The sequence below is a fragment of the Pseudomonas sp. IT-P258 genome (genome assembly GCF_949767825.1).
In the GTDB taxonomy this organism is placed as follows: Bacteria; Pseudomonadota; Gammaproteobacteria; order Pseudomonadales; family Pseudomonadaceae; genus Aquipseudomonas; species Aquipseudomonas monachiensis.
Genome location: NZ_CATKPU010000011.1, coordinates 1 through 16,423, shown reverse-complemented (window position 1 = coordinate 16,423; position 16,423 = coordinate 1). Strand labels below are relative to the sequence as shown.

General features: G+C 61.0%; 5 protein-coding genes. 1 reads left to right on the top strand and 4 read right to left on the bottom strand.

Annotated elements, in window-relative coordinates; genetic code table 11:
- Positions 1–2 precede the first annotated feature (2 nt).
- The 4 genes from ACM6G4_RS00070 to ACM6G4_RS00055 form a co-directional block, all read right to left on the bottom strand.
- Positions 3–1,133, bottom strand: a complete 1,131-nt coding sequence (locus ACM6G4_RS00070; RefSeq protein WP_414912734.1) for a nitrilase-related carbon-nitrogen hydrolase — start codon at positions 1,131–1,133, stop codon at positions 3–5.
- A gap of 224 nt (positions 1,134–1,357) precedes the next feature.
- Positions 1,358–2,686 carry a TolC family outer membrane protein gene (locus ACM6G4_RS00065; RefSeq protein WP_414912733.1) on the bottom strand — a complete coding sequence of 443 codons (1,329 nt, stop codon included), beginning with the start codon at positions 2,684–2,686 and terminating at the stop codon, positions 1,358–1,360.
- Between the two features lies 1 nt (position 2,687).
- Positions 2,688–4,028 carry an HlyD family type I secretion periplasmic adaptor subunit gene (locus ACM6G4_RS00060; protein ID WP_056722318.1) on the bottom strand — a complete coding sequence of 447 codons (1,341 nt, stop codon included), beginning with the start codon at positions 4,026–4,028 and terminating at the stop codon, positions 2,688–2,690.
- Positions 4,029–4,034: 6 nt separating this feature from the next.
- Positions 4,035–5,771, bottom strand: a complete 1,737-nt coding sequence (locus ACM6G4_RS00055) for a type I secretion system permease/ATPase (protein WP_056722316.1) — start codon at positions 5,769–5,771, stop codon at positions 4,035–4,037.
- 671 nt (positions 5,772–6,442) lie between these two features.
- On the opposite strand from ACM6G4_RS00055, the gene ACM6G4_RS00050 reads away from it, so the two are divergent.
- The coding region (locus ACM6G4_RS00050) for a peroxidase family protein (protein ID WP_414912732.1) at positions 6,443–16,423 on the top strand (9,981 nt) is incomplete at its 3' end.

Sequence of the window (16,423 nt, the reverse complement as noted above, 5' to 3'; positions counted from 1 at the left end):
GCCTACAACCAGAGGTTCAGCAAGCGCGCACCATGGGCGTTGCCATCGGCAAAGTGCTGGCCGTTGCTGCTGAGGAAACTATGCCCGGCGCTGCCCTGGTCCCAGAACTGACCCCGAAGGAACACGCTCATGCCAGCGACGGCCTGACTGGCCGGCGTCCGGGTCGTGAGGGTCAGGCGCTGCCAGGCCTGGCCTTCACTGACTTCTCCAGGTTTCAAGTCGACCGACGCCGGCGCCGACGACCCCCTGTAGCCGCGCCACGGTTGATCCCAAGTGCCACGGCCGGCAACAAAGGCCGGTACCGCAACCAGCTGTACGCTTTGGTCGTTGAGCTTGAGGTAGTTTTCCGGGTACCAGCTGTCGTGGCCGATCAATACGCCCAGCCTTCCTGCGGGGGTATCAACGACGTTGAGCGAGTGCTCACCGTTCGCCTTGATCCCGTTCTGTTCTGCGAAGAACGGGTGTATCTGGCGCTGGGGCTGGCCGATCGGCAGGCCTTCGCTGTTGAACACCACGCTGCTGTTGTACAGCGCGCCGCGGCCGATTCTCAAGGTGCCGTCGATGATGCTCGGTTCGGGCAGCACGATGGAGCCCGCGACCAGTGTCACGTGGAACTCCCTGGCCAGGCCTCCGAACAATGTCTGGTAGTCCCTGGCCATTGCCTTGGCTTTCATGCGCAGGTGGGCATCGTCCAGACGGTTGCCGCCCTCGGCGCTGATCAACGCCTTGGCGAACTTCAGGGGATTGCTTACCGCCAGCCAGTTCATGGCCTCTTTGAGGGTGCTGGCCTGATACAGCTCATCCTTTTCACCGCTGACCATCAGCCAGGTACCGACGTGCTCCGGCAACACGACGACGGTCTTGCCGTTCAGCAAACCCTGGTCCCGGGCTGCCTGCAGATAGGCTGCGAGCTTGCGGTGCAAACGCTCGGGACTTTGGTAGTCGGTAGGAAACAGTTCGGGCTGGATGCCCAACAGGTTGCCACGGTCCGCAGGCGTGCCCTGGTCGACAGCGAGGCTGATCCGCAGGTCCGAAAGGTAATGACCCACCGGCCGGTCTGCGGCCCACATCGCGTAGGTCGTGAGGGCGGCGAGCAACGCCATGGAAAATGTCAGGTACAAAAGTTTGCGCATGGGGAGACAGTTTACAGCCTGGAGCCTGGCGTGGCTTTTGATTTGGAGCTGGATCGAGCATAAAGGGAATCAAGGGTTTAGTGGGTAGCTTTCAGCGATGACTGTTTTTTTGCTGGCGGCTGCCTTTCTGTGCTCGGACGCGGCAATGAATGGCTGGGTGGGGGATCATGGGAGGAGGGGCGCCGGTCAGCCATCATTTTGCGCGACCGGCCGGCAGGTGAGCGTCAGTTGGTGACCAGTAGTTCCGGGCCGAGGTAGTTGTTGATCTGGTCGATATCGTCGTCGCCCAGACTGCCTACCGAAGAGGCCAGGCGCAGGCGCGACATCAAATAGCGTAATTTGGCATCGAACAGATCGTGGCGTGCGACGAAGAGCAGTTCTTCAGCATTGAGGACATCCGAGTTGGTGCTGGTGCCGCCTTCCTTGAAGCCCTTGCGTGACGATGCCAGTGAGCGTTCGTTGGACGCGACGGCTTTCTCCAGCGCGCGAATGCGTTTGGCACCGCTCAGGATGCCTTGATACTCACGGGTGGTTCCGGTGATGACTTCCTGTCGTGCGGCGTCGAGTTCGTCCGTGGCCTTATTGCTATTGGCGCTGGCCTGGCGTGTCAGCGCGCTGACGCCGCCACCACTGAACAGCGGGATATTGACTTCCAGCCCGATCGAGCCGTAGTGGTTACGTTGATTCAACTCGGAGAGTGATTGGCTCTCACCCGCGGTGTAGCCGGCGATGAAATCCAGGGTTGGCCAGTGGCCGGCACTGGCACGCTTGACCTCCTCTTCGGCGAGGTCGCGGCTATAGCGGCGCGCATGGATCAGTGGGCTATCGACCTGGGCTTTGACCAACCAGTCCTGAAGGTTGCCTGGTACCAGCGGTGGTGTATCGAAACTCGGACGCAAGGTGGTCAGAGATTCGGGGGTTTCACCGATGTATTCCTCGAGCTTGCGGCGCGCGTTGACCAGGTTGTCTTGTGCTTCGATCAGTTCGGCTTCGGCGAGGTCGCGGCGAGCGGTCGATTCGTCGACGTCGGTGACGGTGCCGGCCCCCAGTTCCAGGCGCCGTTTCGCCGAGGCGAGTTGTTCGTCGAAGGCGCTCAGCTTGGACTTTGCCAGTGTGATGGTTTCGCTGGCCAGGAGCACATCGAAATAGCTTTCGGCCAGGCGCACTGCGGCGTCCTGGCTCTTGGCATCGAATACCGCGTTACTGTAGTCGGCACGCTGCTGACCCTGGCGGTACTCGGCCATTTTCTGTTTGTTGAACAGTGGTTGGCGCAGGCGCACGTTAGCGCCCTTTGAGTCGTAATGGAGATCTCTGTCGATGTTGTTCTGGCTTTGGGAGCCATTGACCTTGTTGTTGTAGGCCGAGGCATTGATCTGCGGTAACAGGCCGGCCTTGCCGATGGCGCGGTTCTCCTGGCCGGCCTCTTTTTCATGCACGGAGGCCTGGTAGATGGGGCCCTGGAACTGCAACAGATCCCAGGCTTGCTTGAGGTCCATGGCGTCGGCCGGCAAGGCCAACCCCATCAGGCAGAAGAGCAGGCAATGACGGTCCATTTCATTGTTCCTTGAATGAGCTGTCCACACGTTCGAGCATTGGTTTAAGAAGATAGCTCAACATATTGCGTTCGCCTGTCTTGATGGTGACGCTGGCAGGCATGCCAGGGCGAATGTGATTGGTGCCAAGCAGGCCCATGCCATCGGGGGTGACTTCCACCTGGGCCAGATAGAACGGCTGCTTGCTTTCCTCGTCCATCAGGCGGTCGGCGGAGATGGTCATCACTCGGCCGGGTATGTTTGGTGTCTTGGCATGGTTGAAGGCCGGGAAGGAAATGTCCACGGGCAGTCCGGGGACCATCTTGTCGATGGCCTGCACGGGAATCATCGCGTCGACCTGCAACGGTTCGTTGAGCGGAACGATTTCCATGATCTTGAAGCCGGGCTGGATGATCCCGCCGACGGTGGCGATGCTCAAGGCCTGGACCATGCCATCGATCGGTGACCGAATCACCGTGTGGGTCACTTCATAGTCAAGTGCGCGCAAGCGATCGGCCAGGGTGGTGTTTTCCTTGGCGGTTTCCGTCAACTGCGATTCGACTTCTTTCAGGTAGTCGTGCTGGCGCTGCAGGATGCGCAGCTTGATTTCGGTGGTCTGGCTACGCACCCGGGCGATGTTGTTGAGGTTCTCGGCCTGGCCGGCGGAAAGGTCGGCGTTGCTGCGTTCCAGCTCAAGCAGGCGGTTGCGCGGTACATAGCCTTCGGCGGTCAGCACGCGGGTGCCTTGCAGTTCCTGATTGAGGAAACTGATTTGCGAGGCGCGGGCACTATAGACTTGCTGCAGGCCCTTGAGCTGCACGGCCGACGCCGCCAGGTTCTCCTGCAGGATGCTGATCTCACCCGCGAGACCGGCGCGCCGGGTGTCGAGCAGGCGCTGTTGCAGGTCCATGGCGGCTTCCAGGCGGTGGTCATCCTTGAAGCGCTTTAGCAGTTCAGGATCAAAGTTCACCACGTCGCGGTTGTCACGCTCCGCTTCCAGACGGTTTTCCACCGTCTTGCTGACGATGTACTGGGCGCTGACCGCTCCCTGTTCGGCAAGGGCACGCAACGAGTCGAGGCGGACTACCTCCTGGCCTTTTGTCACTAGATCGCCTTCGCGAACGAGGATGGCTTCCACGGTGCCGCCGCTCAGATGCTGCACGGCTTTGCGATTGCTGGTGACCTTGACCGTGCCTGTCGCTACCACGCCGGCATCCAGCGGCGCCAGCCATGACCACAGGAGAAAGCCGCCGAAGCCGGCGAGCACCAGCCACACGCCCCAGCGCGCGGGTTTGCCGACGTCCAGGTCTACCATGCTCCTGGAATCGGCTGTAATCATGTCGGTATGTTGGCTCATTTGCATGATCGGTCACTCCCGTGCTTTGACGGAGGCCAGCGGAGTCGACGCGCCTGCAGGGATCACACTGGCCTTGCGCAGCGCTGCGAATACTTCATCGCGCGTACCGAGCATCTGCACGCCGCCGTCACGCAGCATCAGCACCTTGTCGACGGCGCAGAGTACGTTGGGACGGTGAGAAATCAGAATGACGGTGGCACCACGGCCCTTGAGTTCGGCCAGGGCATCGACCAAGGCCTTTTCGCCGACGTCGTCGAGGTTGGCGTTCGGCTCGTCCAGCACGATCAGATTGGGCTCGCCATACAACGCCCGGGCCAAGGCGATGCGCTGCTTCTGGCCACCGGATAGTGGGCTGCCATCGGTGCCCAGGCGGGTGTCATAGCCCTGCGGAAAACGCAGGATCATCTCGTGTACACCAGTGATCTTGGCGGCGCGGATCACTGCTTCGCTGTCCACTTCACCAAAGCGCGCAATGTTGTCGGCGATATTGCCCTCGAACAGCTCCACGTCCTGTGGCAGGTAGCCGAGCCAGGGGCCAAGTTCGCCCTTGTTCCAGTTGAATATGTCTGCGCCGTCCAGGCGCACCTTGCCGGCTTGGGCCGGCCAGACGCCAACCAGCAGGCGGGCGAGGGTGGACTTGCCCGAGGCGGATGGGCCGATGATGCCAAGGCTTTCGCCGGGGACAAGGCTGAAGCTCACCCCGCGCAGAATCGTGTTGTTGGTACCCGGGGCTCCGGCATACACATTCTCTACCGCCAGCATGCCCATTGGCCGCTGCAGCGACATGCTCGGTGGCCGGCGCGGATAGTCGTGCAGCATCTCGTTGAGCCGGCCCCAGGCCGTACGGCAACCGAGCAGTTGTTTCCACGATGCGATGACCTGCTCCACCGGACCCAGTGCGCGGCCGGTGAGGATCGAGCAGGCAATCATCATCCCCGGGGTGATCTTGCCTTCGATCGCCAGCAGCGCGCCGGCACCGAGGATCAAAGACTGCAAAGTGATCCGCACGAAGCGCCCGGTGCTGCTGATAAAGGCGGCGCGGTCGGAGGCCAGGGTCTGCATTTCCAGAATGCGCAAATGACTTTGGAACCAGCGCTTGCTGATCGACGGCAGCATGCCCATGGCCTCGATGACCTCGGCGTTGCGCAGGTTGTTGTTGGCATATTGGGCGGAGGAGAGGGAGGCCTGATTGGCTTCGGCCAGCGGCTTCTGCGTCGCCTTTTCAGTGAGCCAGGCCAGGCCCATCAGAATCAGTGAGCCGATTAGCGTGATCAGTCCGAGTATCGGGTGAATCAGATAGGCGACCAGCAGGTAGATCGGCGTCCACGGTGCATCGAAAAACGCGAACAGGGAGTTGCCGGTGACGAACTGACGAACCTGGGCGAGGTCTTGCAGGGCCTGGGCCGGGTTACCTCCGGCGCGGCTCAGGTTGCGCTCGAATGCCGCCGTGAAAATGCGTCGGTTGAGGTCCATGTCCAGGCAGTTGCCGACCCGGATCAGCACGCGGGTGCGAACCATCTCCAGTGTGGACATCAGCAGGAACAGACCCACCACCAGAACCGTCAACATTGCCAGCGTCGTGACGTTGCGACTGACAAGGGCTCGATCGTAGACCTGCAGCATATAAATAGCTGGCGTCAACATCATGACGTTTATGACGCCGCTGAACGCTGCCAGCGAATAAAAACTGCGGCGCATGCGAAAGAGCGCGTCGGCCAGTTCGGAACGGATGCTCGACTGCTTGGGCATGTTGATCCTCCCACTGCGAAAAGCCGATTGCCCCTGAGGCGCAACAGCTAACAGTAAATGTAGCCCTGTAAACAGCTTTTGGACACGCAGGCTGGTCGCTCTGTGGATGGCGAGTCTTCCGAAATCGCTGCGTTGCTCCCTTATGCAGCAGCGTAGGTGGCGGTTAAACAGTCCGAAATAACATTTCGCTCTATACCAGCACACAACTTTCTATATGTCTTTTAAAAACAGCTACTTGGGATGTCTACCACCAGTCGTCTGTTTTAACGACGTAATATTGACAAAGATTTGCTATGGAACTTTAGTCTTAGTTATCGGGGGGGCCGCCCGCCTGAAGCCTGCCATTGCTTTGGCAGCGCAAGGCGCGGTGTTTTTCCCGAGAGGAGCAGAATCATGTCGATCATTTCGTTCTTTTGCAGAGGGAAGGGGCTTTCCAGGACGTTTGCCTTCACTTCCAGATTCCATGGCCCGCCCAGGGCTCGAATCCGCTCTGCCTGATCGCCCGGCGAGCAATTCATATCGCGAATTCCAGGCGCGAATCCCGGGTCCCGGGTAACGCCAGCTCTCGCAAAAAAACATAACCAACAAACTGCGCAAGCCAGCACTTGACTTGGCGCGGGAGGGTTTTCTCGTCCCGTGCCTTTACCCAGACATATCGAGGGCAATTCAAAATGGCCAATTTCAGCAAGTCGGACCTGGAGTTCATCCTCAAGCAAATCTTTATCGCAGAAGCGAACGCCGACGGCGCCAGCCTCATTGATTTGCTTCCCAACACCCAGGTGCCATTCGGCCTGCGTACCGTCGATGGCAGCTTCAACAACCTGGTCACCGGCCAGAGTGATTTTGGCTCCGCGGACGGTGCCTTCCCGCGCCTGCTTGATCCCTCGTTTCTGGACGCATACGCCGCGCCAGGGACGGTGATCGATCCGCAACCACGGATTATCAGTAACCTGGTCGTCGATCAGACTGCCAACAACCCGGCGGCCTACGCCGCGGCGTTCGACCCGGGCCTGGACGGTGTGCTCAACTTCGGCACGGTGGGTAATGACGACGTACTCAAGGATGGCGTACAGATAGTCACCAGCCCCGGGCTGGATGGCGTGTTCGGCACGGCCGATGACAAGGACGTGTTCTTCATGCCCAACGTCTCGCCGGACGTCGGCCTGACCGCCAGCTTCAACTCGTGGATGACCTTCTTCGGCCAGTTCTTCGACCACGGCCTCGACCTGGTCACCAAGAGCGCTACCGACGTCGTGTTTGTTCCGCTGCAGCCGGACGATCCGTTGTTCGTACCGGGCAGCCCGACCAACTTCATGGTGCTGTCACGTGCAGTACGTACCGCCGGCGCGGACGGAGTAGTCGGCACGGCCGATGATGGCCAGACCAACACCACCTCGCCGTTCGTCGACCAGAGCCAGACCTACAGCTCGCACCCGTCGCATCAGGTGTTTCTGCGTGAGTATGTCCTCAATGCGGCAGGCGAACCTGTTGCAACGGGGCGCTTGATCACCAACCGCGACCTCGGCGCCGATGGCCTGTTCGGCACCGCCGATGATGGCGCCAGCGAAAACGGCGGCATGGCGACCTGGAAGGTGGTCAAGGCGCAGGCCCGTGACATTCTCGGCATTGACCTGACTGACGCTGACGTACACAACGTGCCATTGCTGGCAACCGATGCATACGGCAACTTCATCCGCGGGCCTAACGGCATGCCGCAGGTGGTGATTCGCATCAGTAATGGCGCTGATGGCGTCGCCGGGACAGCGGACGACGTCACTCAATTGGTCGAAGGCAACCGGGCCGCTCCTATCAGCCTGGCCAGTGCCGTGAGTACCGGGCATGCCTTCCTCGACGACATCGCCCACAACGCCGCGCCGGTAGTCGTCGGCGGGGTTCTGCAAGCGGATGCCGACACGACTGTCGGCAATGCGCAGCCTGTTGACGGGCTCGGCAATAACCTGACCTATGACAATGAACTGCTTGACGCCCACTACATTGCCGGCGATGGCCGGGTGAACGAAAACATTGGCCTGACCACCGTGCACCATGTGTTCCACTCCGAGCACAACCGCCTGGTCCAGCAATCGAAGGACACCATCCTTGCCTCCGGCGACCTGGTTTTCCTCAATGAGTGGCTGGCGGACGACGTGGCTGCAATACCGACTACACCTGCCGAGATTGCGGCGTTGGTATGGGACGGCGAACGCCTGTTCCAGGCCGCCAAGTTCGGTACCGAGATGCAATACCAGCACCTGGTGTTCGAGGAGTTCGCGCGGACCGTTCAGCCACAGATCGACGGATTCCTTGCGCCCAACGGTTATGACACCTCGATCAACCCGGCCATCCTCGCCGAGTTCGCCCACGTGGTATACCGCTTCGGTCACTCGATGTTGACCGAGACCGTCGATCGCTTCGATCCTGCGTTCAATCCGCTGCTCACTGACCCCACCAACCCGGACTCGCAAATGGGGCTGATCGCGGCCTTCCTAAACCCGCTGGCGTTCGCCAGCAGCGGGTTGACTGCGGATCAGGCGGCAGGGGCAATCATTCGCGGTGTGACCCGCCAGGTCGGTAACGAGATCGATGAGTTCGTCACCGAAGCGTTGCGCAACAACCTGCTCGGTCTGCCGCTCGATTTGCCGGCCCTGAACCTGGCACGTGGTCGCGACACGGGTATCCCCACCTTGAATGAGGCGCGCCGGGAGTTCTACGAATCAACCGGAGACAGCCAACTCAAGCCGTACATCAGTTGGGCTGACCTGGCAGACAGCCTCAAGCACCCCGAGTCACTGGTCAACTTCATCGCGGCCTATGGTACCCATAGCACGATCACGGCGGCGCTCACACTGGCAGACAAACGCGCTGCAGCCCTGGCGCTGGTATTGGGTGGCGTGGGTTCGCCGGCTGACCGCCTGGACTTCCTCAACAGCACCGGTGCCTACGCCAACGTAACGACGGCCGGTGCGGATGGGGTACTGGGTACTGCCGATGACGTGACAGGTGTGACGGTCACGGGCGTCGACGACATCGACTTCTGGGTCGGTGGCCTCGCCGAGCAGAAAATGCCGTTCGGCGGCATGCTCGGCTCGACCTTCAACTTCGTGTTTGAAACCCAGATGGAGGCGTTGCAGAACGGCGACCGCTTCTACTACCTGTCGCGTACCGCGGGCCTGAATTTCGGCACCGAGTTGGAAAACAACTCCTTTGCCAAGCTGATCATGCTCAACTCCGATGTCACCCACCTGTCGAACACCGTGTTCCTGACGCCGACGTTCACCCTCGAGGTGGATCAGACCACTCAGTTCACCGGCCTTGGCGCGGGCGGCCGAGACGATCCGACCGGCGGCATCATGATCAACGGCGTGGAAGTCGTGTCGCTGGTGATTCGCGACAACCCCGATACCGTGGGGCCGGACACCAATTATCTGCACTACACCGGTGAAGACCATGTTGTCCTGGGCGGCACTGCCGGCAATGACATCCTTATTTCCGGTGACGGCGATGACACCCTTTACGGCGACGCCGGCAATGACCGCCTCGAAGGCGGTGCCGGGAACGATGCGGTGCTGGGCGGCGCGGGTGATGACATCATCACCGACTCGTTCGGTGACAACCGTCTGGAAGGCAATGCCGGTAACGATGTGATCGTGGCCGGCAGCATGCTGGTTGCAGGCAACCTGATCCTGGGCGGCGATGGCCAGGACTTCATCGTCACCACGGAAGACATCACCACCACCTTCGGTGGCCAGGGTGACGACTTCATCCTCGGTGCCAAGACCAACCTGCCACCTACCGGTAACGCAGGTGACGACTGGATCGAGAAGGGCACCCAGGACGGTGCGCCAGGCGATAACTTCGCGCCACTGCTCACTGACGATGTGATCGGCAACGACATCTTCATCGGTGGTGGCGGTTTTGACGAAATGATCGGCGAGGGTGGCGACGACATCTTTGTCGGCAGCGATGCCCAGGACAAGATGGACGGCATGTCCGGTTTCGACTGGGTGACCTACAAGAATGACAGGATCGGCGTGACCGTTGACCTGAGCCTGGCCGCGCTGGCGCAGCCACACGGCAATGCACCAAACCAGAACGCCGGGGTCTTCAATCCGGTCGGTGCCTCACCTGCCTCGATTCTTGACCGTTTTGCCGAGGTCGAAGGCTTGTCCGGTTCGAGTTTCGGCGATGTGCTCAAGGGCGATGATGTCGATGCAGTCACTATCGTCAACCACGGTGGTGCCACGGGCGGTGCGCTGACCAATGTCGCGTTGATCCGCGGACTGGACCAGTTCCTGGCCGATGCCGGTTTGCCGGTCACCGGTTTTGCCACCGGCAACATCATCCTCGGCGGTGATGGCAGTGACCTGATCGAAGGTCGCGGTGGCGATGACCTGATCGATGGCGACAAATGGATCAACGTCAGGATTGCCGTTTATGACGCGGCTGACATCAACCATACCGGCCCCGAGATCGCCTCCTTCGACAGCATGGTCGATATGATCCCGCTCATGCTGGATGGCACCTTCAACCCTGGTCAGCTCAAGGCCGTGCGGGAAATCATGCCCGGCACCTCGACTGGCGGGGCGGCCTTCGATACCGCCATTTACTCCGGTCTCGAGGCCGAATATGCGGTGACTGTCGACGACCGTGGCACCGCCGATGTGACGGACGATGTCTGGACAGTGGCCGATACCGTAGCGGGTCGCGACGGCATCGACACCCTGCTGCATATCGAACGCCTGCAGTTTGCCGATAACCAGCAAGTGCTGGTGGCGGGGCTCAATGCCCAACCGGATGGCAGTCCGACTGTCGCGGATGGTAACGGCGGCGAACTCACCGTGGGCGATACGCTGACGGTCAGCGTGGCCGGGGTGACCGATGCCGACAATATCGCGGCGGGTAATCCGCAGGGGTTGATCACCAACTCCTCTGTGTCCTACATCTGGCAGTTCGAAGCCACTCCAGGCAGCGGCGTATTCGAGGACATCATCCTGTTGCCAGCTGGCGACCTGGCGTTCCAAAGCGCCGACGGTACCGCGTTCAAGGTCTCTCCTGACCTTGCCGGGTTGTCGTTGCGGGTCAAGGCGATCTATCAGGACGGTCACGGCACCACGGAGATCCTGTTCTCCACGCCGACGGCTGCCATCGCCGCCGGTGCACCGGTCACGCCAACGCCGCTGGTACCTGTAGTCGATGCCACCGCGGGTGGCGCGGGCCTGCACATGGTCCGTTCCGACCTCAACTTCATTCTTGACCAGATCAAGATTGCCGAGGCGGAAGCGGCCGGTCAGGACATCCTCTCGCTGATCCCGAATATTCGCGCGCCGCTGGGCCTGCGTGCGGTCGACGGGTCGAACAACAACCTGATGAACCTCAACGGCAACAACAACACCGAGTTTGGTGCCGCCGATAACCTCTTTCCGCGCATAAGCGATCCGGTCTTCAATCCGGCGGAAGGGGGAACATCGTATACGCAGACCAGCGGCCTTGTGATTGACTCGCAGCCGCGCACCATCAGTAACCTGATCGTCGACCAGACGTCGAACAACCCGGCGGCCTATGCCACGGCTTTCGACCCGGGCCTGGACGGTGTGCTCAACTTCGGCGCCGTGGGTAATGACGACGTGCTCAAGGATGGCGTACAGATTGTCGCCAGCCCCGGGATGGATGGTCAGTTCGGTACTGCCGACGACCATGATGTGTACCTGTTCGAAAACACTGCGGCGGATGCGGGATTGTCCGCGCCGTTCAACGCCTGGATGACCTTCTTCGGGCAGTTCTTCGATCATGGTCTGGACCTGGTCACCAAAGGTGGTTCGGGTACCGTCTTCATTCCGCTTCAGCCGGATGATCCACTCTTTGTTCCAGGTAGCCCGACGAACTTCATGGTCCTGACCCGTGCAACGAACCAGCCAGGGGCGGATGGCATTCTTGGCACGGCCGACGACATCCATGAGCACACCAACTCCACCACGCCGTTCGTGGACCAGAACCAGACCTACAGTTCGCACCCGTCGCACCAGGTGTTCCTGCGCGGTTATGAACTTACCGCCAGCGGCCCCGTAGCGACAGGCCGGTTGATTACCAACCGTGACCTGGGTGCGGATGGCACGTTTGGTACCGCGGACGACGTCGAAATCGGTGGCATGGCGACCTGGAAGGTAGTCAAGGCGCAAGCTCGCGACATTCTGGGAATCAACCTGACCGATGCCGATGTCGATAATGCCCCGCTGTTGGCGACTGACGCCTATGGCAATTTCATCAAGGGGCCGAACGGCTTCCCGATGGTGGTGATGAGTGGGGTTGACGGTCTTGGTGGCACGGCGGATGACGTCCTTGTCGAAGGCAATCCGCTTGCTCCCCTTGACCTGACCAATGCTGTGCGCACCGGTCACCAGTTCCTCGTCGATATTGCCCACAATGCAACACCGGTAATCGTCGGCGGGGTTCTGCTGGCGGATGCCGACACCGCTGTCGGTAATGCGCAACCCGTAGGCCCGGGCGGCAACAACCTGACCTATGACAATGAACTGCTCGACGCCCACTACATCGCCGGCGACGGCCGGGTCAACGAGAACATCGGCCTGACCGCGGTGCATGCGATCTTCCACTCCGAGCACAACCGCCTGGTCCAGCAGACCAAGGACACCGTGCTCGATTCGGGTGACGTGGCCTTCCTCAACGAGTGGCTGCTCAATCCGGTGGCCGCATTGCCAGCCACCCAGGCTGAGTTCGATGCGCTGCAGTGGAATGGCGAGCGCTTGTTCCAGGCGGCCAAGTTCGGCACCGAAATGCAGTATCAGCACCTGGTGTTCGAGGAGTTTGCGCGGACCATCCAGCCTAGAGTCGACCTGTTCTTCGCACCGACCCAGGTCTACGACGTCGACCTCGATGCCTCGATCGTCGCCGAGTTCGCCCATACCGTATACCGGTTTGGCCACTCGATGCTGACCGAGACCGTCGATCGCTACGACATCGACTTCAACGTGATAGGCGATCCGGCCAGCGCTAATCCCGATCAGCAAATGGGCTTGATCGCGGCGTTCCTCAACCCTCTGGCGTACGCCGCCAGCGGCGTATCACCTGAGGACGCAACCAGTGCGATCATACGTGGGGTGACTCGGCAAGCCGGTAACGAAATCGACGAGTTCGTCACCGAGGCGCTGCGCAATAACCTGCTCGGCCTGCCGCTCGACCTGCCGGCGCTCAACATCGCCCGTGGCCGCGACGTGGGGATTCCCTCACTCAATGCGATCCGCCGCGACATCTACAGCCAAACCGGTGATACCCAACTCAAGCCGTACACCAGTTGGGTCGATCTGGTGCAGTACCTCAAACATCCGGAGTCGTTGATCAACTTCATCGCGGCCTATGGCACGCATGACACGATCACGGCGGCGACCACACTGGATGGCAAGCGCGCGGCAGCCCTGGCGCTGGTCTTCGGTGGTGTGGGTGCACCGGCTGATCGCCTGGACTTCCTCAACAGCACGGGTGCCTATGCCAACGTAACGCTGGCCGGCACGGATGGCGTGGTGGGCACTGCCGACGACCTCAGGGGTGTGACGGTCACTGGCGTCGATGCCATCGACCTCTGGATCGGTGGCCTGGCCGAAGCGAAAACCCCGTTCGGCGGCATGCTCGGCTCGACCTTCAACTTTGTGTTCGAGAACCAGTTGGAAAAACTGCAGGACGGCGATCGCTTCTACTACCTGGAGCGTACCTCTGGCCTGTCGATGAATGCCGAACTTGAAAGCAACTCGTTCGCCAAGTTGATCATGGCCAACACGTCGGCCACTCACTTGCCGGGCCTGGTGTTCTCGGATCCGGGGTTCTATCTGGAAGTGGATCAGGGCAGGCAATTCAACGAAGGCCTGCTCACCGCCGACCCGCTCGGCCCGAACGGCGAGCAGGTGGTGTTCCGCGACAACCCGCTGACCGTGGGGGCGGACACCAACTACATCCGCTACAACGGTGCCGAGCACATCGTGCTGGGTGGCACGGACAACGCAGACATCCTCATCTCCAGTGAAGGCGATGACACGGTCTGGGGTGATGGTGGTAACGATCGCATCGACGGCGGTGACGGCAACGACCAGCTGCGCGGTGGTGAAGGCGACGACATCATCACCGACACCGGCGGCGACGATAACATCCAGGGCGGCGACGGCAACGACGTGCTGCACGGTGGCAACGGCGTCAACCTGATCATTGGCGGGTTCGGCAGCGACTTCATCATTACCGGTGAGGACGCCTCCGAGGCCATTGGTGGCCAGGGCAATGACTTCATCCTGGGCAGCAAAGCCAACGAACAGGACATGGGTAACGAAGGCGACGACTGGATCGAGAAGGGTACCTCGGACGGTGCGCCTGGCGACAACTTCGATCCGCTGGGCAACGACCCGGTCATTGGCCACGATGTATTCGTCGGTGGTAACGAGAACGATAAGTTCAACGGCGAAGGCGGCGACGACATCATGGTCGGCAGTCTCGGCATGGGTGACCGCTATATCGGCGGCTCGGGCTATGACTGGGCGACCTTCAAGGATCTCGCCCAAGGTGTGAGTGTCGATTACAGCGACCGCTTCTTCGATGTGCCACCGCAGCCAGGTTCGGGGGCTTCGGCGCTGGTGCGCTTCGACATCATGGAAGGTCTGTCGGGTTCGTCCCACGGTGACTTCCTGCGCGGTGATAGCGAAGATGCGACCTCGCTACCCACCGCGGGTGCAACCGGCAGTGTGCTGACCAACATCAGCCTGATCAATGGTCTGGCGGGTCTGCTGCCAGTCGGAGCGACGTTCTTCGACGGCGGTAACATCATCCTCGGTGGCAGTGGCAGCGATCTCATTGAAGGTCGCGGTGGTGACGACATCATCGACGGTGACAAGTGGCTGAACGTGCGCATCAGCGTACGGGCAAACGCTGATGGCACTGGCGCGGAAATCGCCACGTTCGACAGCATGGGGCCGATGGTCCAGGCGATGTTGAACGGTACTTACAACCCGGGCCAGCTTGTCATCGTGCGGGAGATCCTGACCGGCACTGACAACTTCGACACCGCGGTGTTCTCCGGTAATGCGTCGGAGTACAGCATCGCTGTCGAGGGCAACGCCGTCATCGTGACCGACCTGGTGGCCGGGCGTGATGGCGTCGATCGCCTGACAGGCATCGAGCGTCTGCAGTTCGCTGACCAGGCGCAGGCCTCCGGTGTTGGCACCGCCTTGAACAGTGCTCCTGTGGGGCGTCTGGCGATCCTCGATGCCACCACCGGTGCGCGCGAAGATACTCCTGTCGCCGGCCAACTGCTGCGCGTCAGCAGTCAGTCGATACGCGACGCGGACAGTGTCAGTGCGGCCAATCCTACCGGCGTGGTTACCGGTCCCGTGTCTTACTACTGGCAGGTCGAAACCATTGCCGGTTCGGGCATCTATGAAGACATCACCATTGTCGCCGCCGGCGAGGCATCGCGGGTGACGGGTACCACCTATCGGGTGGCGGATGATGTCGCCGGTCTGAACATCCGCGTTCGCGCGGTGTATCAGGATGGCAATAGTACGCTGGAGATCGTCGACTCGGCGGGTAACACCGCACCGACTGCAGGGCCGGGCATCCTCGGGCTTGCGGTGCAGAACCAGGTGTTGACCGCCGACCTGTCGACCATTGTCGACGTCGATGGCCTCAGCAATCCGCAGTTCACCTTCCAGTGGCAGGAGACCAACGGGGTTACCTTCGTCGACATCGCCGGAGCCACCGCCAGTACGTTCACACTTGGCCAGGCTCAGGTCGGCGATCAGGTGCGCGTGGTGGTCAGTTACGTGGATGACTTCGGTACCGCCGAAAGCGTTGCGTCCGACGCCACGGCACCGGTGGGCAATGTCAACGACGCACCGACAGGCGCGTTGCTGGTCAGCGATACGACACCGACTCAAGGTCAGGTGCTGACCGCGCTGACGGCAGGGATTGCCGATCCGGACGGGCTGGGCACATTCAGCTACCAATGGCAGCAAGGTACCGGGACTACCTTCACCAATATCGTCGGCGCGACCGCCGCGACGTTCACCCCTGGTGCGGCGCAAGTCAACCAGCAAATTCGGGTGATCGCGCGCTACACCGATGGCTTCGGTACGCTGGAGTCAGTGACCTCCGCAGCGACGGCACTGGTAGTACTGCTGGGTGCGGTGCAAACGGGCGACGCCTTGGCAAACATCCTCATCGGTACCGCGGGTAGCGATGTGCTGTTTGGTCTGGGCGGGAACGATACGCTCATTGGCCTGGGTGGTGTCGACCAGTTGTTTGGTGGCGTCGGCGACGACAATCTGAGTGGTGGGGACGGCAACGACTTCATCAATGGTGACGCCGGCAACGACTTCCTCAATGGCGGTGCGGGTAACGACCTGATGCTGGGCGGAACCGGCAACGATACCTACCGCGTCGATTCAGCCGGCGACCTGCTGGTCGAGTTGACGGGTGAAGGTGAGGATTCCGTACAGACCTCGCTGGCCAGTTTCACACTGGGCGCCAATGTCGAGCATCTGCTCTACCTCGGAGTCGGCAACTTTGTCGGCACCGGCAACGCGTTGAACAACGTCATCACCGGTGGGGTGGGCAATGACACCCTCAACGGCGGTGATGGCAACGACAACCTGCTGGGT